The sequence below is a fragment of the Streptomyces purpureus genome (assembly GCF_014648195.1).
Lineage (GTDB): Bacteria > Actinomycetota > Actinomycetes > Streptomycetales > Streptomycetaceae > Streptomyces > Streptomyces purpureus.
In genome coordinates, this window is record NZ_BMQQ01000007.1 from 1 (window position 1) to 24,177 (window position 24,177).

At 71.1% G+C, this 24,177-nt stretch carries 19 protein-coding genes; 10 read left to right on the forward strand and 9 right to left on the reverse strand.

The features are described 5' to 3' along the window. The first annotated feature begins 452 nt into the window (after positions 1-452). Together IEZ01_RS11370 and IEZ01_RS11375 are read left to right on the forward strand one after the other, a co-directional pair. Positions 453-1,007: a hypothetical protein gene (locus IEZ01_RS11370; RefSeq protein WP_189201460.1), complete on the forward strand. Its 555-nt coding sequence runs from the start codon at positions 453-455 to the stop codon at positions 1,005-1,007. Between the two features lie 47 nt (positions 1,008-1,054). After that, positions 1,055-2,383 carry a ricin-type beta-trefoil lectin domain protein gene (locus IEZ01_RS11375; protein ID WP_019884183.1) on the forward strand — a complete coding sequence of 443 codons (1,329 nt, stop codon included), beginning with the start codon at positions 1,055-1,057 and terminating at the stop codon, positions 2,381-2,383. 83 nt (positions 2,384-2,466) lie between these two features. Here IEZ01_RS11375 and IEZ01_RS11380 read toward each other — a convergent pair whose 3' ends face one another. Further along, the gene (locus IEZ01_RS11380) at positions 2,467-2,874 is read right to left on the reverse strand and encodes a DUF5997 family protein (protein WP_019884182.1); all 408 of its coding nucleotides are present in this window, start codon (positions 2,872-2,874) and stop codon (positions 2,467-2,469) included. Between the two features lie 57 nt (positions 2,875-2,931). On the opposite strand from IEZ01_RS11380, the gene IEZ01_RS11385 reads away from it, so the two are divergent. Beyond that, positions 2,932-3,705: a LysR family substrate-binding domain-containing protein gene (locus tag IEZ01_RS11385; RefSeq protein ID WP_189201462.1), complete on the forward strand. Its 774-nt coding sequence runs from the start codon at positions 2,932-2,934 to the stop codon at positions 3,703-3,705. Positions 3,706-3,723: 18 nt separating this feature from the next. Here IEZ01_RS11385 and IEZ01_RS11390 read toward each other — a convergent pair whose 3' ends face one another. The 4 genes from IEZ01_RS11390 to IEZ01_RS11405 all read right to left on the reverse strand — a co-directional run bounded on the left by IEZ01_RS11390 (position 3,724) and on the right by IEZ01_RS11405 (position 12,876). Next, the gene (locus IEZ01_RS11390; RefSeq protein ID WP_189201464.1) at positions 3,724-7,209 is read right to left on the reverse strand and encodes a hypothetical protein; all 3,486 of its coding nucleotides are present in this window, start codon (positions 7,207-7,209) and stop codon (positions 3,724-3,726) included. Then, positions 7,206-9,371: a WD40 repeat domain-containing protein gene (locus IEZ01_RS11395; protein WP_189201466.1), complete on the reverse strand. Its 2,166-nt coding sequence runs from the start codon at positions 9,369-9,371 to the stop codon at positions 7,206-7,208. The genes IEZ01_RS11390 and IEZ01_RS11395 overlap by 4 nt, the downstream gene beginning before the upstream one ends. Positions 9,372-9,380: 9 nt before the next feature. Continuing rightward, entirely contained in the window at positions 9,381-12,152 is a 2,772-nt protein-coding gene (locus IEZ01_RS11400; RefSeq protein ID WP_189201468.1) for a hypothetical protein, read from the reverse strand. Between the two features lie 124 nt (positions 12,153-12,276). Beyond that, the gene (locus IEZ01_RS11405) at positions 12,277-12,876 is read right to left on the reverse strand and encodes a TetR/AcrR family transcriptional regulator (protein WP_189201470.1); all 600 of its coding nucleotides are present in this window, start codon (positions 12,874-12,876) and stop codon (positions 12,277-12,279) included. Positions 12,877-13,063: 187 nt separating this feature from the next. On the opposite strand from IEZ01_RS11405, the gene IEZ01_RS11410 reads away from it, so the two are divergent. The 5 genes from IEZ01_RS11410 (at position 13,064) to IEZ01_RS11430 (ending at position 17,251) form a co-directional block, all read left to right on the forward strand. After that, positions 13,064-13,732 (forward strand): hypothetical protein, encoded by a 669-nt coding sequence (locus tag IEZ01_RS11410; protein ID WP_019884176.1) that lies wholly within the window; start codon positions 13,064-13,066, stop codon positions 13,730-13,732. 37 nt (positions 13,733-13,769) lie between these two features. Further along, positions 13,770-14,690, forward strand: coding sequence for a DUF6891 domain-containing protein (locus IEZ01_RS11415; protein WP_189201472.1), 921 nt, complete (start codon positions 13,770-13,772; stop codon positions 14,688-14,690). A gap of 145 nt (positions 14,691-14,835) precedes the next feature. Beyond that, positions 14,836-15,825: an ornithine cyclodeaminase family protein gene (locus tag IEZ01_RS11420; protein WP_189201474.1), complete on the forward strand. Its 990-nt coding sequence runs from the start codon at positions 14,836-14,838 to the stop codon at positions 15,823-15,825. Between the two features lie 141 nt (positions 15,826-15,966). Then, positions 15,967-16,200: a hypothetical protein gene (locus IEZ01_RS11425; RefSeq protein WP_019884173.1), complete on the forward strand. Its 234-nt coding sequence runs from the start codon at positions 15,967-15,969 to the stop codon at positions 16,198-16,200. Positions 16,201-16,282: 82 nt separating this feature from the next. After that, positions 16,283-17,251: a hypothetical protein gene (locus IEZ01_RS11430; protein WP_189201476.1), complete on the forward strand. Its 969-nt coding sequence runs from the start codon at positions 16,283-16,285 to the stop codon at positions 17,249-17,251. A 37-nt stretch (positions 17,252-17,288) separates the two neighbouring features. Here IEZ01_RS11430 and IEZ01_RS11435 read toward each other — a convergent pair whose 3' ends face one another. Beyond that, positions 17,289-17,666 carry a hypothetical protein gene (locus IEZ01_RS11435; RefSeq protein WP_019884170.1) on the reverse strand — a complete coding sequence of 126 codons (378 nt, stop codon included), beginning with the start codon at positions 17,664-17,666 and terminating at the stop codon, positions 17,289-17,291. A 128-nt stretch (positions 17,667-17,794) separates the two neighbouring features. Between IEZ01_RS11435 and IEZ01_RS11440 the strand changes: the two genes are divergently transcribed. Then, the gene (locus IEZ01_RS11440; RefSeq protein WP_229832883.1) at positions 17,795-19,132 is read left to right on the forward strand and encodes a serine hydrolase domain-containing protein; all 1,338 of its coding nucleotides are present in this window, start codon (positions 17,795-17,797) and stop codon (positions 19,130-19,132) included. A gap of 202 nt (positions 19,133-19,334) precedes the next feature. Then, complete coding sequence (locus IEZ01_RS11445) at positions 19,335-20,822, forward strand: DUF6056 family protein (protein WP_189201478.1); 1,488 nt, start codon at positions 19,335-19,337, stop codon at positions 20,820-20,822. Here IEZ01_RS11445 and IEZ01_RS11450 read toward each other — a convergent pair. The 3 genes from IEZ01_RS11450 to IEZ01_RS11460 all read right to left on the reverse strand — a co-directional run bounded on the left by IEZ01_RS11450 (position 20,797) and on the right by IEZ01_RS11460 (position 23,975). After that, on the reverse strand, positions 20,797-21,771 hold the full coding sequence (locus IEZ01_RS11450) for a glycosyltransferase family 2 protein (protein WP_189201480.1): 975 nt from the start codon (positions 21,769-21,771) through the stop codon (positions 20,797-20,799). The two genes, IEZ01_RS11445 and IEZ01_RS11450, sit on opposite strands and share 26 nt — an antisense overlap. A gap of 58 nt (positions 21,772-21,829) precedes the next feature. Beyond that, a complete protein-coding gene (locus tag IEZ01_RS11455; protein ID WP_019884166.1) occupies positions 21,830-22,546 on the reverse strand; it encodes a sulfite exporter TauE/SafE family protein in 717 nt (238 codons plus the stop codon). A gap of 97 nt (positions 22,547-22,643) precedes the next feature. After that, complete coding sequence (locus IEZ01_RS11460; protein ID WP_189201482.1) at positions 22,644-23,975, reverse strand: serine hydrolase domain-containing protein; 1,332 nt, start codon at positions 23,973-23,975, stop codon at positions 22,644-22,646. Positions 23,976-24,177: the final 202 nt, after the last annotated feature.

Below are 24,177 nucleotides of genomic sequence, written 5' to 3' on the forward strand. Positions count from 1 at the left end.
CCGATCGCCTACGAGACAGCGTCCAGAGCAACATCAACTACGCTGACACCAGCCGCATAACCCGTGTCCAGGATTCGGGGTCAAGGCCCGCCGCGCCACCAGCACCGGCCTGGACACCCTCAGCCCCGCCGTGACCTCGCCCCACGCGCCCGGCTCGCCCACCCCACCCCCTTCCCAGAGCAGCGCCCCCGACGGATCCGACCCGGGTGTCGGTGTACTCATCAATGTTGGACGCCGAGTTCGACCGCAGGGCCGCTGTCTCCAACAGCTCTCACCTCGTGCAGGCCACGCCGTTCAGTGCTTGGGGGTATTGGCGCTGGTGATTCCTGGAGAACTGAGGGTCAGATGGTTCCGCACCGCTCAGCGCCCAGCCGGCGGCCTGCTGCTCGGCGCGGGCGCGGGCGCGGGCGCGGGTTGGGGCGAGGCGGGTTGGCCTCGTCTCGCTCCAGCGGATGTTGATCCGCCCTCTGGCACCCGGAACAGGCCAGCAGCAGGCTGCCCTGCGCATCGCGGGCGCCCGGCTGGTGGCGCGGCCCGAATGGTCCCTGCGGGGCTTCGCCGACCGGCTCGGCCGGCGGGCACACCGGCTTGACGAACTCCAGGCCGAAGGCCTCTCCGTACGGGACTGCGTCGACCGCAGCTACCGCCGCCTCCTCGCCTCGCCCCTCGCCGGCCGCACCCGCGCCGCCCGCGTCTTCCAGCTCCTCGGACTCCTCGACCACGACGAGTTCGACCTCACCGACGTGGCCCGGCCGGTGGGCACCGACCCACGCGGGGCCGCCGGCGCCCTCGACGAACTGGTCGACGCCCGGCTCGTTGAGCCCGTCACCGAGACCACCTTCCGCATGGACGAACCGGACCCGCCTCTACGCGGACGAACTGGCCCGTCAGAGCGGGGTGTTGCGGCCCCTGCCGGGCTTTGTCCCGCACGTCCGGACCGGGGTCCCGTCGCAGCCCGGCCGACGGTGACATCTATCATCACACCGGCCCCGGGCGTCACTTGGTGACGGCCCGGGACGGCATGTGCGCTTTCGAACGAAAGGCCAACGGGGACTTGCGAACCACACACAGGCGTCTTACAGGTAAGCGCCGAATATCCGTCGTCGCCGCGTGCGCGGCGGCGGCGATCGTCGGAGGGCTCCAGCTGTCGCCCGTCGCGTTCGGCACCGAGGAGGAGCCGAAGCCGGCGAGCGCGGCGCAGGCGCCCGCACCCACCGAGGTGCCCGACGCCCACGCGGAGGACTTCGGTGCCTCCCGCACCGACCACACCGCCTTCAAGGACGGCGTCATGTCCCTCGGCGCGGCACCCGCGCCCAGGGCGGCGGCCGCCGCCGCGGCCGCGCCGCCGGAGGGCGTGGGGTGGAAGCTGAGCGGCGCGACCCAGTGGCTCCCGACCGGCTACACGATCAAGTTCTACGACCAGAAGTCCGTGGACTGGCTCTCCCGCTACGTGAAGGCCTCGGCCGCCGACCTCCAGCGGATCACCAACCTTCCGGTCACGGTCGACACCCGGCCGGTCGGCTGGGAGTACGTCCGGCCCAAGGGCGAGGTGATCATCGGCCTGCTGCACCGCCCCTGCGTACCCCCGCCGGACAGCGGCACCATGGGCAACACCGGCTGGAAGGTGGTCCGCGACGGGTCCGGCACCGCCAATCTGAGCTGCGGCTTCACCAGCTCGTCCGTGCCCGCCACGGTCACCAGCGGACACGCGTACATCGACGACTCGTTCTTCACCGCGGACGGCAAGCCGACGGCCGCCATGGGCGAGCCGTACATGCGCAACCACATCAGCCACGAGATCGGGCACACCCTCGGGCTGACCCACGCCAATCGCTCCCTGACGCGCGGTGACTGCGTCAAGGGCACCGACTCGGGCCAGTTCCCGGTCATGTGCACGCCCACCACCGCGTACATGGACAAGCGGGCCGGCAACTACGTCCAGCAGTTCGATCTCCAGGGCCTGCGGTATCTCGCCAAGAACGCCGGCGCCGCCCTGCCCCCGCAGGGCAGGATCAGCGGACTGGGCGGGAAGTGCCTGGACGTGAAGGGTGGCAAGGCGGCCAACGGCACGCAGATCCAGCTCTACACCTGCAACGGCGGCGTGGCCCAGTCCTGGATCCTCCAGAAGGACGGAACGATCCGCGCCCTGGGCAAGTGCCTGGACAACGCCCGTAACGCCAGCACCAACGGCAACACCATCTCGCTCTACGACTGCCACGGTCAGCCGGCGCAGCGCTGGTCGGTCAACGCCAAGGGCCAGATCGTGCACATCGCGTCCGGCAAGGTCCTGGACGTCACAGGCGGCCGGACCGCCAACGGCACCAAGATCCAGCTCTACACGGCGACCACGGCCAAGGCCCAGGTCTGGGTCGTCCCGAAGTAGCCCCGGCACACAGAAGGGGCCGGACAGGCTGATGCCTGTCCGGCCCCTTTCCGCTGTGCGTGAGGTGCGGGCGCGGGCGCGGGTCAGTCGCGGGGACCGTTCTCGGCGCGCGCCGCCTTCTCCTGCTGCTTCTCCTTGATCCGGACCGCTTCCTTGCGGACCTCGGCCTGGGTGGCGCGCTCCTTCTGGAGCCACTCGGGAAGCTCGCGCTTGAGCTCCTCGATCTGCTCCGTGGTCAGCGGCTCGGTGAGGCCACCCCGGGCCAGGCCCGCGATGGAGACACCCAGCTTCGCCGCGACCACCGGGCGAGGGTGCGGGCCGTTGCGCCGCAGGTCCTGGAGCCACTGGGGCGGATCGGCCTGGAGCGCGTTCAGCTCGGTGCGTGAGACGACACCCTCCTGGAACTCTGCGGGGGTGGCCTCGAGGTACACACCCAGCTTCTTCGCCGCGGTCGCGGGCTTCATCGTCTGGGCGGTCTGGTGCGACGTCATGGTTCCAGGGTATCGAGCATGTGCGCGACCTCCGACCACGGCGGGTAACCTGGCGGGGTGACAGGCTCGGAAGTACCCCCTTCGTTCCGGCTCGCTTACGTCCCGGGAGTGACGCCCACGAAGTGGGTGCGGATTTGGAACGAGCGGCTGCCCGACGTCCCCCTCACCCTCGTCGCCGTGTCCGCCGCCGAGGCGTACGAGGCGCTGCGCGGGCCGGACGCCGACGCCGGCTTCGTCCGGCTGCCGGTCGACCGCGACGACCTCAGCGCCATCCCCCTGTACACCGAGACCACGGTCGTCGTGATCCCCAAGGACCACGTCATGGCGGCGGTCGAAGAGGTCTCCGCCGAGGACCTCGCCGACGAGATCGTGCTGCACCCCCTCGACGACGTCTTCGACTGGGAGACCCCGCCGGGCCGCCCCGCCTACGAGCGGCCCGCCACGACGGCGGACGCGATCGAGCTGGTGGCGGCCGGGATCGGCCTCCTCGTCGTACCCCAGTCCCTGGCCCGCCTGCACCACCGCAAGGACCTCACCTACCGCCCGGTCACCGGAGTCCCGGAATCCCGGGTCGCGCTGTCCTGGCCGCAGGAGGAGACCACCGACCTGGTGGAGACGTTCATCGGCATCGTCCGCGGCCGGACCGTGAACAGCACCCGGGGCCGCTCCCAGACCCCGCCCCAGCCCAAAACCAAGCGCCCCACCACGGGCGGCGCCCAGCGCAAGCCCGCCTCCGGCAAGACGTCCGCCAGGTCGGGCGGCAAGCCGTCGCGCGGCGGCTCCGGCGCCCCGAAGGGCGCCAAGCGGGGCAAGCCCCGCCGCCGCTCCTAGCCGGTGGGCCGACGCGGATCAGCCCGGCCGCCAGTCGGCGGGGAGCGGAACGACGTCGACGAACACCGTCCGGTCCCGGAGCTCCGCGGGTGCGGTCGAGGTCGGGGGCGCGCCGAGCCGCTCCACCTCCCGGACACGGAGCCGGAGCGGGCGGCTGCCGGCCGGCATGCGCAGTGTGGCCGGCGTCTCCGGCTGATCGCTCGCGAGGGCGGCGGACGGCAGAGGCCGCCAGGATGGAATGTCGGCGGCGGGCGGGACGGAGAGGTCGACCAGGTCGATCGCGCCGGACAGCGGGGTACCGGAAGGCGTGTGCGCTTCCTCCAGGACGGCTTCCAGACGATTGGGCGGATGGGGCCCTGGTCCGTGCAAGGACAGGCGCAGGTCCGGGCCGGTCCGCTCGACGACCAGGCGGCGGTCGGGGAGAAGGCGTACCGGGTCCGACACCACGACGGGGGAGAGCGGGGACAGGGTCCGTACGGTCTCGGGCTGGAAGCGGGCCAGGGCGAGCCGGACGAACGGCCCGTAGGAGGGTGCCGTCGACGGCGGATCGATCTCGATGTCCGCATACCATCGGTCGCCTTCGCGCGTGACGGCGTAGGGGACGATCCAGACCGACGGCCCCAGATCCGGAGAGGTGAGAGGAGCCTCGCTGAAGCCGGTGAACCAGCTCTTGGCGGCTGTCGGCGCGAGCGGCGGGGACGCGAAGAGGGGGTCTCTGCCGAGCCGGGTCACGGGGATACCCGGCGTGGCTCCGTCGGCCGCGACAAGGACCGCGAGCCGTTCACCTTCACCGGTCTCGTACCAGGGGCTCGCGAATTCCACCCGCAGTCGGCGCGACGCCCGGGACCGCTCGATCCGGTTGGACGTGGTCTGGTGCTGCACACGGAAGGAGGGTGTCGTCGACAGCAGCGTGAGGGCGGGGGGAGGGGCGCTGGAGGGGATGTTCACGGCCGGCTGAGGGGTAATCAGCTGAAAGGCCTCGTCCGGGTCGTCCTCGTCGAAGTACGCGCGGAAGCGGCTGATCGCCTTGAGCGTGTAGGTCACTCTGCGGTGCTTGGTGTCGCCGAACTCGTGGCGGATCGTCAGGCGGGGCGGATCACCGCGTGCGATCGTCTCCCCGAAGAGGTAGGGGACGGTCCGATCGGCGGTGCCGTCGTTCGACCATTCACGCCAGGCCGCGGAGATCTCCAGCCTTCCGGTGCTGTCGGTGTTCAGGCCGGTGGACGCGAAAACCGGCCGCAGGACGGCGTTGGTGTCGTTCACGGCACGATCGACGTTCTCCCGTGGAAGCTGCCAGACCAGCGGCGCAAGCGGTCGCCTCACCGCATGGACCAGGTGAACCCTGCGGACGGGTGAGAGCAGCGGGTGCCGCCCGTTGAGCACGGCGACCTGCCACTCGTCGACCGGCAGGGGGACGCCCTCCGGCTGCTTCAGCCAGGAGTTGACGGCGAAGTGGGCGATGAATTTGTCGGCGACGGTGGAGGACAGTTCGAGGACCGTCTCTTCGCCCTTGGCCAGCCGGATCTCCAGCTTGTCGCCGTTCCAGTCGAGCCAGATGGGAGGGCTCGCGGAGAGCTGGTCGGAGAGTTCGATGTGTCTGGGGGCTCCGGAGGGCCAGGACTCCCAGGCGGTCCGCTCGGTGATCGGCGTGGTGAGTCCGCCGGCCTCGGCGGGAATGTGGGCGCTGATACCGCTGGTCGCGGGATCGGGGAGCGCGTCGGCCGGATCGCTTTCGGCATCGGCGCGCAGGGCGCGCTGCGCCCATGCCCACGTGTGCTCCATGAACTGCGGGTCGGGGTCCTGGTTGCGCGGCGGATCGAACACGCCGTGCTGTTCGGCGAGGGCGAAGGTCGCGGCCGGCGGGTGGAGCGTGCGCCGTTCGACCGGCGGGTACTGCGGATTGGCGAGATGGAACTGCTGGGCGTTCATAGCGGTGTCGCTGCGGATGACCATCCGGTCGAGGGCCGACCCGGCGAGGAACGGGCCGTCGGGGCTCAGCCGCGGCGGCTGGATGGGCTCGCTCCGGGTGTACAGGACCGTCTTCGTCGCGTACGTGGTGTCGTCCCGGGTGTCGTCGAGGCTTGGCCCGCCGCCGGTGAGATCGGCGATCCGGATCCGCATCTGGTAGCGGGTCCCGAACCGCAGCCGCGGCAGAGTGCGGTCCGGCGGAGTGAACTCCCACCGGAAGACGTACGGAAGCGCCGGCGCGGGGCCGGGTACGGGCCCGGGGGCGTCGCCGAGCAGGTCGACGACGGGTGTCGCCGTACCCCACCCGTCCCAGCGGACCACGACCTCGTCGGCGTGCAGCCGCCCGTCGGGGGTCTTGACCGCCGCGTAGGGCGCGATGTGCCCCTCCTCCCACTGAGCGGCTGTGCCCAAGGTGATCGGCCGGCCGTCCGAGTCCTCGACGGTGTAGGTGGCCTCGCGCGCGCACAGAGGATGGAAGACGAGGGGATCCCCGATCCGGATGTCCACCCGGTAGCCGAGCACCAGGTCCTCGGCCGTGAACTCGGCGTTGGCCAGGGAGGCTCCGGCCCGGCCGGCGGCTATTCCCGCCCGGGCGGTGAAGTCGGACTGGCGGTCGGGTCGGATCAGCATCAGACCGGGTGTCCGCAGGCCCGGCAGCGCGGGGCGGCGCTCGCCGTCGGCGTCCAGCGCTCTGGCCTCTGTGCGCAGCGCGCGTACGGCTCCGTCCACGTCGACCGCGCTGAGCGCCCACCGAGGGGTCGTGGCGCCCGCCCAGTCGAGCAGGCCGACACCCCGCAGATCCAGAAATCCCCGCTGGATCCCGCTGGATCCGTCGGCCGGGGCGGGCCAGAACGCGCCTTCGGCAAGGTCGTACTTGGTCCAGGGGGAGGTGACGCCCACCGGCAGGTCCGCGCCGCGGACGCGCACGAACCGGGGAGCCGTACCGATGTCGAGGTCATCCACGCGGGCCGACAGTTCGAATATCAGGCCCAGAGCCCGTAGCACGGCGGGGTGTTCGCGCAACATCGCCACAGCGTGGTGGAAGTCGATGGCCGGTGGTAGCGGCGGCAGCGGCTCCTCCGCCGGGACGGTCGGCGAAAGGGGGCTGTTCCAGCGCTCGATCCGCCGGCGGACGGCCGCCTCGCCGTCGGCGGCGGGGTCGGCCAGGATGCTCGTGCACTCCCGGTACGCGGTGAGGACGGCCCGGGCATCGGAATAGGTCGGGCGGACCTGGGGAGTGGGTTGCTCCTTCGGAGTCCACTCGTCGATCACTCCCGCGCCCCCGTCGAAGAACGCGTGCCAGGCGTCGCTGTCGGCGACGTGCTCGTACCCCGGAGCACGGTCCACCTCATGGACGCCGTCGGCGGTCTTGACCTCCAGGGAGAACGACGCATCGGCCAGCGCGGCCGGCCAGTCCCGCAGGTCGAAGACGTCGAGAGAGCCCGCGCCCAGCCGGGGGACGACCATGACGCGGATACGCAGCATCGACGGCGAGAACAACCCGGCGGGTACCGCCACCCACACAAGGGTGCTCACGATTCTCGCCGTCCTGGGTAGACACGGGCCAACGAGTCCGCGCAGGCGGTTGCCAGCAGCTTCCCGTCGGGGCTGTAGGCCAGGTCGTTCACCGTCGCGGGATGGGTGAGCCGGGTGAGTTCGGTGCCTTCCTTCGTCGTGTCGATGATCGTCACCGTGGGAGTCGGTTCGTCGTTGACGAGCGCCAGTTCCGCCTCGGTCGGGTGGAAGACGAGCTTGGTGATCGTCTGCGGAAAGGCCAGACCTCGGACCAGTCCCGGTGGGGCGACCGTGAGATCGAACAGGTTGACCGCGTGGTCCTTGCCCGCGGTCGCCAGCAGGGCTCCGTCGTGGCTGAAGGCGATGGCGGTCACCTCACGGGTGTGGAGGGAGCGGCCGAGCTCTCGTCCGGTGGCGGTGTCGATGATCAGCACGGCCCCGTCGTCGCCGCCGGTGGCCAGCCTCGAGCCCTGGGGGTCGAAGGCGATCGCCCTGATTCTTCCGTCGTGGGAGAAGCTGAACAGCTCCGCGCCTGTGGCCGGGTTCAGGATCCGGGTCGAACGGTCCATGCAGGCCGTGGCGATCCAACGGCCGTCGGGGCTCACGGCCACCAGAGTCACCGGCTGGGGGTGGCTGACCTGCCAGTCCGCGTCGCCCGTCGCACGGGCGAGGCGACGTACGGTCTTGTCCTGGCCGACGGTGACGACACCGTCCTCCCCGTCGCCGGAGAGGAACGCGACGCCGTTCACCTTGGCGGTGTGGGCGACCATCCACTCTCGGTTCCCGGTGAGGGCGGTGTACAGCCGGACGCCACCGTCCGTGCCACCGGTGGCGAAGTGACGACCGTCGGGGCTGAACGACAGACAGATGATCGACCCGGGCTGGACCTTCTCCAGCACCAGGTCGCCGGTGTCGGAGTGGAACACCGTCGACTTCGCGTCCGGGTCATGGCTCGCCGCGACGGCGAGCCGGCCGAGGGAGGAGGTGAGGGCGATCTTCGCCACCGGACCCTCGCAGACGTAATGCGAGACGCTGGTGGGGTTCATGTCGTGTACGTGGACGAAACCGGAGCCGTGGCGTGCCGCTCCGCAGAGCGCGAGCCGCCGCCCGTCCGGGGAGAACGCGAGACTCTTCACGGGATCTGTGCCGTGTTCCCACACCGTTGCGCCGAGCTTGGAGTTCAGCACCCTCACCCCACCCGCCGACACGATCGCGATCTCCGGGAGCACGGGGTTGAACCGGACCGTGGCGGGGCTTTGTACGGGAGTCTCGAAACGTCGGCCGCCGTCCGCCACGTTCCACAACGCCATCGACTCCGGCCCGACCCTGACCAGTCGCCGGCCGTCGGCACTCAGCACGGTCGGGTGACTGCCGAGGATCGGGACTTCGAGTGGTACCGACGCCCAGGTGTCGCCGGTGTCGGCGCTGAGCGTCAGCACCTGCCGCTCGGTCACGACGACCAGCGCGGTGTCGTTCTCGGTGAACGCGAACTGCGAGACGGCTTCCGGGAGCGAGATGACCCACCGTGTCGCGCCGGCCGTGACATCGACGAGGACCATGCGTATGGAGTCGGCCACCGCCAGCGATCGGGAGTCCCGGCTGAAGGCCGCCGGGAGCAAGGGCGAGGACACGGAACCGAGTTCGAGCCGTACGTCACCGTTGTCCGCGTCGAGCAGGAGCGTCCCCTGCCCCGTGACTGCCAGCAGCTTCTCGTCGGGGCTGAAGCCGACGTGCCGTGCCGCCGCATCCGGGTCCTCCCGCCACCAGCGGACCGACCCGGACGGGGCGGCCAGCACACTGACACGATCGGGAGGCACCTCGTAGCCCGAGATGGTGCCGGCCTCCTCCCTGTTGAACCGCTCACATTCCTCCAAGTCCTGTGGAGGCAGGTCACTGCAGTCCAGGAACGGTACGTAGATGGGCTCGACGCGCCCCAGCCCGCCCGCGACGGCCACCTGTCCCGCGTCGGAGCTGATCGCCACGGACCTGGTGTCCACCGTGTCCTTCGACCAGCGCCTCTCGCCCGTCGCGGCGTCGAGTACGCCCAGCATCTGGGAGCCGAAGCCGACGGACATGGGATGGGGGCCCAACGCGGCCAGGCTCTGCCCGTCGCGACTCCACATGACCTGACTCGGCGCGAAGGAAAGCGTCGCCGTGGCCAGGACCTCACCGATCTTGCTCATCTCCGGCTCCTAGATGACGGGGGCGAAGGCGGCCTGGTAGTCCCGCCAGCGTTCCAGCCCCGGTGCGGCTTCGCGGGGGACGGCGCGTGGGGCGGCGAACCCTCGTTCGCGGTCTCCGCCGCCCGCCAGCACCCATGTCCCGCTGTCGAGTTCGATGCTGTCGGACCACAAGGTGAGGTCGATCTCGATGACCAGGGTCGCCCGGCCGACGAGAGCCATGGTGGTGGACTGATAGGCCAGCGTGATGCACAGCTCCACCGAGACCGTGACGAGCCCGAGAACCTCCACGCACCCGCCGATCCGCAGGTAGCCGGTGAGCGTGACCTTGCTGCCGGCCATCTCGTACCTGACACCGCCGAAGGCGTGGACCTCACCGCGGGCGACCACGAAGTCGACGGCGACCATCGCGCCGAACTCCAGGGCTCCCTCCAGCCGCCGCAGCCCGGTGTGGTCGAGTTCCAGTTCCAGATATCCGCCGCCGCCGAACATCAGGACGGTCAGGGTGAACGGGTTCTCCCGGCTCGCGAAGCCGAAGCTCACCGAAACCGGCCGCCCGTCGAACGGCACGGAGATCTCGGTGTTCAGCGCGAAGTCGCGCATCACGAACACACCCGCCGGGACCACGGGCAGCGGCAACGTGTAGCCGGCGACGAGACCCGCCGGCGTCACCTCGATCCGTGGACCTGTGTCGCTGAGGTCGACTGCCTCGCCCAGTTTCTGCAGCAGTTCCAGCTCGCCGAGGAACGTCACGTCCACCTCGCCGACCTGAACCCTGGGCGGGCCTCCGCTGTGGTGGGTGAAGGACAGTGACGCGAACCGGAGTTGCAGCAAGCGCTTGGACGGAGAAGGCAGCACCAGAGCGAAGTCGTGCACGGTGCAGGAGGTGTCCGAGCCGGCGGCCGAGGCCGTCACTTTCAGGTCGAGGGTGCTCCCGTCGGCCGGCTTGAATGGACCGTTCTCCTTGAGCTTGACCCCTTTCCATTCCATCGTCGTTTCCGGGGGCCGGCCGGGGTGGAGTTCAGAGGTGATCGCGGGCGGTGCCTTGAGGTCGGTGATCAGATCTTTGAGGGCGAATCCCAGCAGGGTGGCGTCGGCGGGGAAGAGGCGAGCCGGATCAATGGAACCCGCTCCCGAAGCGGGCCGTACGTCCAGATTTACGGGCCCCTCGGTACGGGAGAGGGCGTTCACCCGATAGCGGGGCGCCACGAGACCGCCGGACCGGTCGGACCGGCCGACGAAGCAGATGTCGAACGGGGTGACCAGGTTCAGCAGGACGTCCTGGGTGGCGCCCTGGTTCAGATAGTCCTGCGTGAAGCTGACTTTGTGCAGCTCGTCGTCGCCGAGCAGGGTGCGCAGTGCGGGCAGTCGCACCGCCAGAGCGCTCAGCACCGGGCGGTACCCGGTGGGTTGCAGGCTGCCTTTGACGGTGATGCCGTGCACCTCGTGGACGTCTCCGCCGCCGCGCTGTGCCGCCCGTACCAGATCGAGGGAAAGGCCGGGAAGGGTGACCGTATGCGGGGTGTAGACCGTGTCCGCCAGATGCTTGGCCAGGGCGGGGTCCGTGAGTGATGTGAAGCCGGGCTCGGACACATCGGCGACGAACCACAGCGGAAGCTGGAAGTGCACGTCGCCCGGGGAGGCTTCGCACCGGACGGGAAACAGGACCGGTCGGCGGTTCGGTGCGGGCGTGTGGGGTTGGAAATAGACGCCGCGGTGCACCCGCCCTGTGACCGGGTGCGTGAAGTCCTGCCAGGCCGCCTCCTCGATGTTCGGGTATCCGAGGGTGGTGATCTCGACGTCCCCGAAGGGGAAGGCGCGAGTGGCGGGTCCTTCGGGGGGCGGGTGGCGCACCGGCTCGATGACGGTGAGTACGTACTTGCTCCGCAGCACTGCCGCATGACCGGCTGTCTGGTCGAATATCCGTTCACTGAGCTCCACGTACTTGGCCCGGTGGCCCAGGGGATAGAGCACCCCCGAGGTCACCGTACGGACACGGACGTCCCGGCCGAGTACCGCCTCGTGCTCCCACTCGAAGGCGTCCCATCTCCCGGCGGCCGACAGGGTGCCGCCGAGGGAGGTCAGTTCGAGCCTGGTGGCCGGTGCGGGACGCGAGCGGGCGTTGTCGGCGAGGCGTGTCCTCTCCACCATGCCCAGCGGGAGGGAGAAGCCGGGATCGGCCGACTGCGCGGTCGCCCGGTCGATGGCACGCAGCGCGAGGGAGGCGTCCTGTGCGGGGGCCGTAGGGTCCGGCAGGTCGGCGACGAGCCGGGCCCGCCACAGGCCGGAGACTCCGGCGACCGTCACGGGCAGTACCGGATGGACGGAGGTCCACGCGTGGCCGCCGAGGCGGTCCTCCACGGAGAAGATCATGCTCCACGGCAGTTCAAGAGCCGTGTCGGTGGCTCCTGGCGGGGAGACCGGCGGGATCGGTCTACCCCGCCCCACGGCTTGGAGGATCCCGTCCACCGTCGGGACGAGTGTGGTGCCGCGCGGCAGCCTGAAGACCAGTCGGCTCGGTCCGGACAGAGCGGCCCGCCATACCGGCACGAGAGTGCCGGAGCCCGACGGCAGGAACTGCGGCGCCGCCTGCTCGCGCCGGGAGGTCTCCTCGGCCAGATGCTGTGGGGGAAAGGTGAGCACCAGCCGGGCGTCGTCGCCGACCGCCTCCAGTACGGGCATACCGTCGGCGCGGGTCTCGGTGATGCTCAGCCCCGACCAGCTCACGCCGAGCAGCACGTGATCCGCGGAACGGACGAGCAGGAAATTCGGCACGACGATCACCGATTGAGTGAATGGCAAACTTCTGATGGGCCATCGGGGCGTGCTCTGATTCCAGGGTCTCTCCGCGCCAGGGCACTGTCAATTTCGCGACAGTGCGGGGTGGGCCGCTGCTGCCGGCCCGTTCTCAGTCCGGTCGAAGCGTCCGCCAGATGCGGTCCGGCAGGATGCGCTCGGCCTCGGCGAGGTCGACCTCGTCGTACGTGGTGGACAGCCAGCGCCGCGCGGTTTCCGCGAGGGGACCGATCACCAGGGATTCGACCAGGTGCTCCGGTGTGGGCAGGATCTCACCGGCCTCGATCCTGGGGCGCAGCCAGTCCGTGATGCCCGCGAACTTGACCTCCTTGAGGGCTTTGATCTCCTCGGCGTGCGAGGCGAGATAGCCGGAGTAGGCGGAGGCGTGCAGGAAGAGGGCGGCGTCGCGGTGTTCGACGGTGAAGCCCAAGTACGCCTTGACCAGGGCGCGGATGGCGGTGCGTGGCGTGCGGCTGCGGTACAGCGCGGCGTTCATCGTGTCGCACAGCTGCTCAAGGCAACGACAGTAGAGACTGGCGGCGAGGCCGTCGAAGCTTCCGAAGTGGTGGTACAGACTGCCCAGGCTGACCCCGCTGGCCTTGGTGACCGCGCTCACCGTGAACCCCTCCTGTCCGGCGGTGGCGTAGACCTGGAGCGCGCTGGTCAGGAGGCGGTCGACGGTGGCCTCACCGCGTTGCTGCTTTGGAGACATGGCTCGGTCCCGTCGACGTCGTCTCGGACAGCCTGGTGCGATCCGAACTGAGGGCACCCGGAGGGAATATGAGAGAGCCACTCTAAAACACCTGATGGGCGGCGCGTTCGGGTTCTTTGGGCGGGTAGTCCACCGGCCGCGCCGATGTGTGAATCTGGGGCGACGCACCGACAAGGGGGATCGCCCGATGCACAAGCCCAGCCTGCCCGAAGACCTCGACCGGCCCGAGCGCCTGTGGGCCAGGGCCGTGACCATGGCGCTGGTCGACACGGCCTGCTCGGACCACACCGAGTTCGCGCTGGACGACGACGGAGTGTGGTGCCACACCACCGGCGCCGGCGGCTGGTGGCGCCTGACCCTCGTAGGGGAGGGGCGCGCCGTGTTCTGCGGGCAGGACCCCGACGGCAGCCACACCCACGTCGGCGGCGAGCAGATCGACTTCCTCGCGGGCGGCCCGGAGTGGCTGCCCTGGGAGCTGCTGCGGGACGACGCCAAGGGCAACCTCCTCGGGTTCGTCTACTGGTGGGAGGACGGCGCCTGGCACCGCATCGCCTACCCGGCCGAACTGCGCGAGGACGGACTGGACGGAGCCGCGCCCTGGGCCGGCTCCGAGGAGAAGTTCGCCACCCGCACCGCCGAATGGCACGACCTCCGCTGCGAGGCGGAGGAGCTCCTCGAAGCGGCCCTCGTCCGGTTCCTGGCCCTCGCCGAGGCGCGTACGGTCGACGCGGACGCGGTGGCCGAACTGCTGGCGCCCGCCCACGTCGAGGACCGCCCCGCTCCCCGCCTCGACGTGGCCCTCGACTTCGCCGCCCGCGCGGGCATCATGGCCGGACAGCCGGAGCAGGGACCGTGACAGCCCGGCTGTCAGTGCCACGTGCCAGAGTGTGCACATGCTTGCGATCACAGTGCAGACCGTGGCCGGACAGCGCCATGTCCGGCCTTCCGCCGACGACTTCGCCACACTGATCCGGCGACTCGGCGGTACGGATGACAAGTTCCTCGTCGTCGAGCGGATACCGGAGCTCCCCGGCGTCTTCGTCCAGGTCTGGCACGAGACGGGCGGCGATCACACCCTGGAGCATCGCGACGGCGGGCCCGACCGGCACTTCAGGGTGACCCTCGACGGTCCGGAGCCCGTGATCGCGGCCATGACCGGATGGGCACGGCAGCAGGACGGCTGGGACGACGGGCTCGACTGGGAGCGACTCGACTTCGGCGCCGACGCCGAACCCGCGCCCCCGCTCACCCTCGACGAGGAGGACCGGGAACTGCTCGAGGAGCGGATCCAGGAGGTCCTCGTCGGCGGTTACACGGGCCGGGCACAGCTGGCCGAGATCGCCGAGGACTATCTGGTCTCCGGCGACCACCGGCCCGTCTCGCCTGCGCAGGCGCGCGAGTTGGTCGACCGGATGTGGCTGGAGCGGGTCGCCGAACAGGCCGCCTGGGAGGGCGAGACCGACCCGGAGCGACTGACCCGGGCGTTCACGGCACTGGAGAAGGCGGGCATCACCGCCCGGGAGAACTTCACCTGCTGCCGCACCTGTGGTCACGAGGAGATCGGCGCGGAGGCCGCACCGGACGCCCGCGGGTTCGTCTACTTCCACTCCCAGTGCACGGACGGCGCCGCGACCGGTCATGGCCTGACCCTGCTGTACGGCGGATTCGACGGCTCCGCCGGCACGACGACGGCCGTCGGGCGCGAGGTCGTCGCGGCGCTGGAGGAGACCGGGCTGAGCGTGGACTGGAACGGCGCCCCGGAGCAGGCCATCACGGTCACCCCACTGGAGTGGCGCAAGCGGCTCGTCGGGTAGCCGGCGCGGCGCCCGGCACCGCCCGCCGGGCCCGATTCGGCACTCCGCGGCGCCGCCCCGCGAGTCGCCGTCGCGTCGGCGGGCTCGCGGGGCAATGCTCGGACCATCAGGTGGTGACAGCCGTGGCAGAGGTGGAGGTGGGACGGTGCTGGTTCTCGGTCCTTCGCAGGTGGAGGAGCTGCTCGACCCGGACGAGCTGATCGATGCCCTGGCCACGGCCATGGCCGACCTCAGCGCGGGCCGGGCGCACGCCCCGGACCGGATCGCCGTGCTCGTACCGCAGCAGGACGGGCTGCTGGCCACCATGCCCGCCCACGTCCCGTCCACCGGCACGCTGATGACCAAGCTGGTCTCCCTCTTCCCACGGAACGCGCGCACCGCTCTGCCCACCCACCAGGCCCTGATCGTCGCCTTCGACGAGGAGACCGGCGAACCGGCGGCGCTCCTGGACGGCACCGTCATCACCACCGTTCGCACGGCGGCCGGTTCGGCGCTCTCCACGAAGCTCCTCGCCCGTGAGGACGCGTCCGTCCTCGCCGTCCTGGGGACGGGAGTGCAGGCCCGCTCGCACGTCCGCGCCCTGAGCCGGGTGCGGCCCGTACGCGAGATCAGACTCGCCGGCCGCGACCCGGCCAAGGCGGTCACCCTCGCCGAGGAGCTGTCGGCCGGACTCGGCATGGAGGTCCGCCCCGCCGTCTCCTACAAGCAGGCCCTCGACGGCGCCGACCTCGTCGCCGCCGCCACGCACACCATCGAGCCCGTCGTCCGGCGCGGGTGGCTGGCCCCCGGCGCGCACATCACCTCCGTCGGCTTCAACCCGGCGGGCCGCGAGATCGACGACGAGACCGTCGCCGACGCGCTGGTCTGCGTCGAATCCCGGCAGGTGGCCCTCGCGCCCTTCCCCGCCGGCAGCAACGACCTCCTCCAGCCGATCCGGGACGGCCTCATCACCCCCGAGCACATCCACGCCGAGCTCGGTGAACTCGTCGCGGGCACCAGACCGGGCCGTACCTCCGCCGAGCAGATCACGCTCTACAAGTCCGTCGGCGTTGCCGTGCAGGACGCCGCCGCGGCGGCGCTGGTGATCGCCGCGGCCCGCGAGCGGGGCGTGGGGGAGGAGATCACCCTGCGCTGACCGGCCGCCCGGGGGAACTCGGAGATTCGTTGGTCCGTTGGAGGGGTGCCGGGTGTGGTACGCGGCAGTTCGCCCGCCCCGCGGGCCCGCGCCCCCGCACCCTCGATACGTCCCACACGCTTCGCACCCCAGGGAGAAGACATGCCCGGCTTCCTCGACCGAGCCAAGGAACAGGCCTCCAGCGCACTCCAGCAGGGCAAGGAGAAGATCGACGAGGTCCAGCAGCAGCGCGCGGGCAACGACCTGCTGAAGAAGCTCGGCGCCGCCTACTACGCGGAGCGGCGCGGCAGCGGCAGCGCGGACGCCACCCAGCAGGCGCTGACCGCCCTCGAAGCCCACATCGCCGCCCACGGCGACAGCTTCCTGCGCGGCTGACCCGTGCGGCCCACGCGGCGCGCGGAGACCCCCGGCGGTCCGCGCCGCTCGCCCCACCATGGCCGACAGTGGGGCCGTGGACATGGACATCGACGAAGTCGTCGGGGAGCTGTACGGGCTGCGGCCCTCGGAGTTCATCGCGGCCCGTGACACCTACGCCGCCCGGGCCCGCTCGGCCGGGGACGCGGCGGCGGCGCAGCGGATCGCCGGACTGCGCAGGCCGACGCTCGCCGTCTGGGCGTCGAACCTGCTCGCACGGCGGCGCCCGGCGGAGGCCGAGCAGTTCCTGCAACTGGGCCGCGCGCTGCGGGAGGCCCACCGGTCCCTGGACGCCGCTCAGTTGAGGGACCTCGGCCACCAGCAGCATCAGGTCATGGCCGCGCTCGCCCACCAGGCCCGGGATCTGGCCGGTGAGGCGGGACAGAGCGTGAGCGACAGCGTCGTGCAGGAGGTCGAGCAGATCCTGCGCGCGGTGCTCACCGACGAGGACGTGGCGCGGCAGTGGGCAGCAGGGAGCCTGGAGAAGGCCCCCTCGGCACCGGTCGGCTTCACCGGCCTCGAACCCGCCCCCGGCGTGACACCGGCCCGTACGCCCCCCAAGGCCCCGGGCGGCCAACCGGCGCCCGCCCCGCCCGCAGCACCTGCCGCTCCCGCACCGGGCGCGGCGGGGACGAAGCGCTCCACCCGCGCGGCGGACAAGCGGCGCGCCGCCCAGCTGGAGCGGGCCCGGGCGCAGGCGCGGGAGGCCACCCGGCAGGCCGAACGAGCCGACGGCGCCGTCGAGGAGGCCGAGCAGGCGCAGGCCGAGGCAACCGGCAGGGCCGAGGAGAGCGGCGAGCGAGTCGCCGATCTGGAGGGGCGGTTGCGGGAGGCCAGGCAGGAACACCGGACGGCCCGTACGGCCGCGGACCTGGCCACCCGGGAGCTGCGCGAGGCGCGGGCCGAGGCGAAGGCCGCCCGGCGGACGGCGGACACGGCCCGCCGCGCACTGGAACTGCTCTCCCTCAGCGCCGAGTCGGAGACGGAGGAAGGGCCGGACGACGGCGCATGAGGCCGCCGCCCGGGCCGACACCCCGTCACCCTCCCCTTCATCGGAAGGTGTGCACGACCTCGATCCGCCCGACGATGTGCGCGTTGAACTCGTCGAGCTCCTCCGCCGGGACCCACAGCTCCAGAATGGTGCGGCCACCGGCCTGCTGAACCGGATAGCGGGCCAGGAAGGCGGTGTCGACCTCGAAGCGGGTGACGTGGCCGACGCCGCTGTGGGGGACGTTCCAGTCCCTGGCGATCCGGATCGCGTAGTCCTCGTTGAGGACCGGATAGAAGATCGGCTGGTCCGGCAGCCGGGGCGGCCATGCCCGCCACTGGAGCTCCTCGACCAGGGCGAGCTCCTCGGGCCCGGTCGGGCGCCAGAGAGTCGTTGTGCCGGTGGTGCCGGTGGTGTCGGAGGTCTTCGCATGGCCCATGCGGCACAGGGTATGCGGGCCGTTCCCTACCGGGCGACGGAGTTTCGGCGCGGCCGCCCGTGGTGCGGGAGTGACGGGGCGGGCCTAGCCTGGTGAGAGTGTTTGTCCTCTTCAGGCAGGAGGCTGCCGTGAAGTGCTCACAGATACGTTTGCGCAGGGCATGCGCGGTGGTGGCGGCGGCCGGAATGCTGATGCTGCCGGCCACGGCGAGCACCGCCTACGGCCAACAGCCGAGCCCGGACGTGACCAGCCCGGCCTCCCCCTCCCCGGGCGGCGACTTCCCCGAACTCACCCCCGCCGTGGCCGCGAGGTTGGACGCGGCGATCCGCGAGGTCATGCGCGAGGCCGACATACCTGGCGTGATGGTGAGCCTGTCCGCCCCTGGCAAGGGCCAGTACATCAAGTCCTTCGGAGTCGCCGACAAGGCGAGCGGCGAGCCGATCGAGCCGAACATGTACATGCGGATCGGCAGCCTGACCAAGACGTTCACCGTGACCGCCATGCTCGAACTGGTGGACCAAGGCGAGCTGGGTCTCGACGATCCGATCTCGAAGTACATCGACGGGGTCCCCAACGGGGACAGGATCACCCTGCGCAACCTGGCAGGCATGCGCAGCGGGCTGTTCAGCTACTCGGCGGACGAAGGCTTCTACAAGGCCCTGACGTCGGATCCGGATCGGCCCTTCACGCCCCAGGAGTTGCTGGACTTCGCCTTCAAGCACCCGGTCCAGTTCCAGCCCGGTGAGCGGTTCGACTACTGCAACACTAACCTCATCCTGCTGGGGCTGGTCGTCGAGAAGGCCGGCGGCATGCCGCTGAACGAGTTCATCGACAAGAACGTCGTGAAGCCGGCCGGGCTGCGACACACGGTCTTCCCGCTGGACGCCGCGTTCCCCGAGCCGCACGCCCAGGGCTACACCAACCAGACCGCGTCCGGGAACGTCGAGGACTCGACCGACTGGAACCCCTCCTGGGGCTGGGCGGCCGGGGCGATGATCTCCCAGCTCGGCGATCTGCACAGCTGGGCCCGTACGCTCGCGACCGGCACCCTGCTGGAGCCCAAGACACAGGCGGAGCGCCTTGAGACCCTCCCGACGGGGATCTCCGGCGCCAGTTACGGCCTGGGCCTCTTCAACGTGCAGGGCTGGATCGGTCACAACGGCTCCCTGCCCGGGTACGAGGCGATCGCCATGTACCTGCCGCAGGAGCAGGCGACCCTGACGGTGATGCTCAACACGGACATCCTGCAGGGCCAGACAGAGCCCAGCACCCTCGTCGGCCAGGCGATCACCCGCATCGTGACCCCGGACCACATCTACAACCTCCCGGTGCCCACCATGCCCAGGAACACGGCGTCCCCCGCGTCCCCGGCGTCACCCACGGCACCCTCGCCGACATCCCCGGCGTCCCCTGAGTCACCCGCGGCGCCCTCGCCCACGACTCCGCCGGCCTCACCCTCGCCCTGACGCCCCATCAACGAATCCCTCCTGTCGGTCCCGGGCCGCGCTGCGAGCAATGCCGCAGCGCGGTCCGGCGCGCGCATTCGACGGCCACCGGCGGGGCCGACGCGGCTCACCAGGCCTCCAGGCGGTAGAACGGCAGAGGCCGGTCGACGCTCCGCCGGATGCGGACCGCCACGCGCGACCCCGAGAGGAAGTGACGCAGAGCATGGCCGTCGACGTCAGCAGTGGCGCTCCCGCCCAGGAGCAGCAGGGGAGCCCCGGCCCACGGCGACGGCCGCCCGCGACGAGCGCCTGGGTCCCGGCCCTGGCGCTGCTGCCGCTCGGGCTGCTCGCGGCGGCCTCCTGGCTCGGCCGCCACGTACGCCCGAGCGCCGACGAGTGGTGCTTCCTGCCGGTCGTACGGGACCACGGAATCCTCGGCCTCGTCGAGCAGTTCTACGTCACCGACAACGGCCGCATCGCCAACGGCCTCCTCGTCGGGCTGTACGCCCAGCACCCCGTCGCCGGGCACCAGTGGTACGCCCCCGTCAGCGGGCTGCTGACGCTCGGTGTGCTCTGGACCCTCCTCGCTCACCTCCTGCGCCGGGCCGGGCAGCGGGTGCCGCGCGGAGTGCCGCTGCTCGTCGCCGCCATGGTCACGGCCGTCTTCCTCTTCGCGACCCCCAACACCTACAAGACGTTCTACTGGCCCGCCGCCTCCGTCTCCCACACCCTCGCTCCCGTCCTCGCCTGCGCCGCGGCCCTGCCGCTGCTGCGGGCCAGGAGCCGCCGCGGCAAGGCGGTCGCGGCTCTCACGGTCCTGGCGGCAGGGGTGTTCCTCGGCACGCTCTCCGAAGAGGCGTCCGTCGTCTGCCTCGTCGTCCTCAGCGGCATCGTCGTGTTCGCCCACCACCTCCTGGCCGAGCGGATCCGGCGATTCGCCCGGCTCTGGGCGCTGCTGGGCATGGCCGGTATCGGCATCGGCACGCTCCTGCTGGTGACCTCCCCCGGCTCACGCCACCGCCGCGAGCGCTACGGCGCCGAGACCGTCTCCATGCTCGCGCCGGAGAGCCTGTCCGCCTCGCTGCGCGCCTACGGGCAGATCCTGGAGACCGTCCTGACGACCTGGCAGTACACCGGCGCCGTGGCGGCCGGAGTCCTCCTCGGACTGCTCGCCCGCCCGGCCCGGAGCGCCGGGGCCACCCTGCTGCGGCCCCGGCCCTGGCTGTGGACCGGCCTCGGGGCGGCCGCCTTCCTCGTCTCGGGCTACCTCTGCACCGTCATCACCTACCCCGTCTTCGGGGCACGGGTGGTGACCACAGAACGGACCTGGAACGACTACCTCCTCCTGTACGTCCTGCTGCTGACGGCCGCCGGCGCGCTCCTCGGGCGGGCGCTGCGCGGGGGCGTGACGGAGACCGGGGTCCCGACCGCCCTGGCTGCCGCCGTGTGCATGGTCTCCGTACTCGGCCTGGCCACCCCGCTGTACGACCTGGGGCAGGACATGAAGGTGCGGGCGCAGCGCTGGGACCGCCAGGACGCCGCGCTGCGCGCCGGGGCGGCGCGGGGCGCGACGGTGCTGCCGTACACACCGGTGAAGGTCTCGCGGATGCTGGAGCCGTTCGGCGACAACGGCCGCCGGACCTGGCCGGCCCAGTGCGTCGCCGACCACTACCGCCTGGAGCGGGTCACTCGCGGGACACGGACTCCGTGACCCGTGGCGCTGGTGGGCGTGCGGCCGTTGTGTCGCTGGTCTCCCGGACCACGTAGTGCGGCCGGCGCTTCGCCTCGTGGTAGATCCGCCCGACGTACTCGCCGATCACCCCGAGCGTGGCGAGCTGGACGCCGGCCAGCGCCACGACGGCGGTGATCAGGGTGGCGTAACCCGGGGTGTCGACCCCGTGCAGGACCACCCGCGTGAGGATCCACAGGGCGTAGGCGAGGGCGGAGAGGAAGAGCCACAGGCCGGTGTGGATCGCGAGGCGCAGCGGACGGGTGTTGAAGGAGAGCAGGCCGTCGATGCCGTAGTTCAGCAGCCGCCGCCCGCCCCACTTGGACGCGCCGGCGGCCCGCCGGACGTTGCCGTAGCTGAAACTGACGGTGTCGAACCCGATCCAGGAGAAGAGCCCCTTGGAGAACCGGTTGCTCTCCGGGAGGGTGAGCAGGGCGTCCACGGCGCGGCGCGACAGCAGTCTGAAGTCGCCCGAGCCGTCGACGACCTCCACGTCCATGAAGCGGCGCACGAGCCGGTAGTACCCCCGGCTCAGCGCGGTGCGCACCGGCCCTTCGCCGGTACGGTCGCGCCGGGCGACGACCTGGTCGTAGCCGAGGCGGTGCAGCTCCATCATGCGCGGCACGAGTTCCGGCGGATGCTGGAGGTCGGCGTCCATGAGGACCACCACCTCTCCGCGGGCCATCCGCAGCCCGGCGAGCATTGCCGACTCCTTGCCGAAGTTGCGGCTGAAGGAGGTATAGCGCACCCAGGGGTCCTGCTCGGCGAGCCGCCGCAGCCGCTCCCCGGTGGCGTCGCCGCTGCCGTCGTCGACGTAGCAGACCTCGAAGGCGACCCCGGTCGGCCGCAGAGCACCGACCAGCGTGCGGTGGAACGCGTCGATCACCTCGCTCTCGTCGAAGCACGGAACCACCACCGACATCTCGACCATCGCTCACCCCATGGACCGCTGCCGGGCGACCGCCCGTGGATCAAGGATGGCGACGGGGTCAGAGCGTGGCCAGCAGCCGCCCCGTGTAGCCCACCATCACGGCCCAGAACAGACCGGTGTAGCCCCGTTCCCCGATCCGGGTGTTGAAGCGGCGCCCGAGGAAGGTGGCGGAGAACATCAGCGGGACGCAGACCAGGGCGACCAGGTAGTCCCGGCCGACCAGGAGTGAGGCGTCGGTCCAGATCGCGGTCTTGGTCACGTCCCCGACGAGGGAGGTCAGGGACAGCGCCCCGACGAGATGCAGCCGGTCGAGGCCCAGCCCGCGCAGGGCGAGCCCCTTCAGGGGCCCTGAGGTGCCGCTGAAGCCGGACGTCGCGCCCGAGGCGAAGGCGAGGACGGGGGAGCCGATCCGCCGCCAGCGGGTGAGGTCCAGCGACTCGGCGAGGAACGCGACCACGAAACTGACCATCACGGCGATGGTGACGGCCCGTTCGGGCGCGGCGATCAGCAACTTGGCGCCCAGGAACACGCCGAGGGTCACCAGCACGATGATCGGTGCGGCCTTCCGGTACGGCAGTGTCCTGCGGTACGCGGCGACCTTGACCACGTTGTTGGCGGCCAGCAGCAGCGCCGCGAGCGCCACCCCGGACTTGGTGCCGAGGACCAGGGCCAGGGTGGGGACGAGAATCAGGCTTCCGCCGAATCCCGCCGCGGCGGACACCGTGAAGGCCGCGAACACCGCCGCGAGTACGACCGGGATCAGGTACGGCTCCATCGGCGTTCTCCAGATCGAAGCTTTCGCCGTCCCTCTTTCCACGATGAGCCGTGCGCCCGGGATCCGCCACCTGGCCGGTGGCGGATCCCGGCCCGGGTCAGCGGCGCAGCTGCTCCGGGCCGACCAGCCGCTGCTGCATGAGCGGCGCGGGGGTGCCGGGGGCGGCCGCCGAGCTGCGCGGCGCGGGCTTCTTGGCCCCGGCCAGGGCGCCGTCGATGTACTGGAACAGGGCGGTGCCGATCGGGTCCGGCTTGGGCTTGCCCTGCTCGTCGAAGCGCTCGTACTTCATCAGGTTCCAGCCGATCGAGACCTGGCGGCGGCCGTTCCCGGTCGACAGCGACCACGTGCCGGCGCCGAAGACACCGCCGTCGTGGCCCCAGTACCAGCCGCTCGGCATCTTGAGTGTGTAGATGCCGAGGCCGTAACGCATGCCGGCCTCTTCGCCCGGCTCGGTCTCGTGGGCGGGCACGGTCGTCTTCATCTCCCGCAGCTCGTCCGCGCCGAGGAGCTTGCCGCCGAGGAGCTTGCGGTAGAAGTCGTTGAGGTCGTCGACCGTCGACACCATCGCACCGGCCGTACCGGCCCACGACATGTCGTAGACGCTGTAGTCGCGGGCGGGGTCGATGTAGCCGTAGAACGACTCGTACATCTTGGAGTGCGGGCCGTTGATGCGCGGCGTACGCGGGAAGTACGTGTGCTTGAGGCCCGCCTTGCGGATGACATGGCGGGTGATGTACGTCTCCGGGTTCTGGCCCGTGACCTTCTTGAGCAGCAGCCCGGCGAGGATGTAGTTGGTGTTCGAGTAGGAGTGCGTGCCGCGCTTCGCCGGGGACGGCGCGGCCAGACCCAGGCGGGCCAGCTCCTCGGGGGCGATACGGCGCAGCCGGTGCGCGTCCAGGGACTTGCCGGGATCCTCCAGCAAGCCGGGGAAGGCGGGGACTATGTAGTCGCCGATGCCGCTGGTGTGGTTGAGCAGCATCCGCACGGTCACCTTCCGGCCGCGCTCGCCCTTCACCAGCTCCGGCAGGTAGCGGCCGACGGGCGCGTCGAGGTCGATCCGGCCCTTGTCGACCTGCTGGAGGACGGCGACGGCGGTGAAGGTCTTGGTGATGCTGCCGATCCGGTGCTCGAAGTCGGGCCGGGTGGGGCGCTCGGTGTCGCGGTCGGCGATCCCGGTGGCGCCGCGCCACCGGTCCGAGCCGTCCCGCACGGACGAATAGGCGCCGTACATCCCGGCCTTGTGGAAAGCGTCCAGCGACTGGCGCAGCGCGGCCCGGTCGAGCCCCGCGTAGGCCGAGACGGCGGCCGCGGGCGCCGGTGCGGCGGGGGAGGCCTGGGCCGGGAGGACACCGACGGCCAGGGACAGCAGCGTGACCGAGGCCACCGCGGCGAGGCGGGCAGGCCGGCGGCCCGGAGAGGCAAGGCGCATGAGAAGGTCCTGTCTGATCGGCTCGTGCACTGTGGAACCATCCTCAACGCCCCCCGGACGCCCGGCCGTCCACCCTCGGAACGATCTTTCTCATGGAACGGCATGACATTTGTCATCTGTGATGGTCCGTCAGACCTGCTGCCGCACGTGTGGCGTCCCGACGCCAGCTCCCTTGTGGGTGACGGGAGTTCCGCCGGACAGT

Coding starts and splice junctions, on each gene's coding strand:
- IEZ01_RS11370 (WP_189201460.1), top strand. CDS start 453: ATGTTGATCCGCCCTCTGGCACCCGGAACAGGCCAGCAGCAGGCTGCC.
- IEZ01_RS11380 (WP_019884182.1), bottom strand. CDS start 2,874: ATGACGTCGCACCAGACCGCCCAGACGATGAAGCCCGCGACCGCGGCG.
- IEZ01_RS11395 (WP_189201466.1), bottom strand. CDS start 9,371: ATGAGCAAGATCGGTGAGGTCCTGGCCACGGCGACGCTTTCCTTCGCG.
- IEZ01_RS11405 (WP_189201470.1), bottom strand. CDS start 12,876: ATGTCTCCAAAGCAGCAACGCGGTGAGGCCACCGTCGACCGCCTCCTG.
- IEZ01_RS11410 (WP_019884176.1), top strand. CDS start 13,064: ATGCACAAGCCCAGCCTGCCCGAAGACCTCGACCGGCCCGAGCGCCTG.
- IEZ01_RS11415 (WP_189201472.1), top strand. CDS start 13,770: ATGCTTGCGATCACAGTGCAGACCGTGGCCGGACAGCGCCATGTCCGG.
- IEZ01_RS11425 (WP_019884173.1), top strand. CDS start 15,967: ATGCCCGGCTTCCTCGACCGAGCCAAGGAACAGGCCTCCAGCGCACTC.
- IEZ01_RS11430 (WP_189201476.1), top strand. CDS start 16,283: ATGGACATCGACGAAGTCGTCGGGGAGCTGTACGGGCTGCGGCCCTCG.
- IEZ01_RS11435 (WP_019884170.1), bottom strand. CDS start 17,666: ATGGGCCATGCGAAGACCTCCGACACCACCGGCACCACCGGCACAACG.
- IEZ01_RS11445 (WP_189201478.1), top strand. CDS start 19,335: ATGGCCGTCGACGTCAGCAGTGGCGCTCCCGCCCAGGAGCAGCAGGGG.
- IEZ01_RS11450 (WP_189201480.1), bottom strand. CDS start 21,771: ATGGTCGAGATGTCGGTGGTGGTTCCGTGCTTCGACGAGAGCGAGGTG.
- IEZ01_RS11455 (WP_019884166.1), bottom strand. CDS start 22,546: ATGGAGCCGTACCTGATCCCGGTCGTACTCGCGGCGGTGTTCGCGGCC.
- IEZ01_RS11460 (WP_189201482.1), bottom strand. CDS start 23,975: ATGCGCCTTGCCTCTCCGGGCCGCCGGCCTGCCCGCCTCGCCGCGGTG.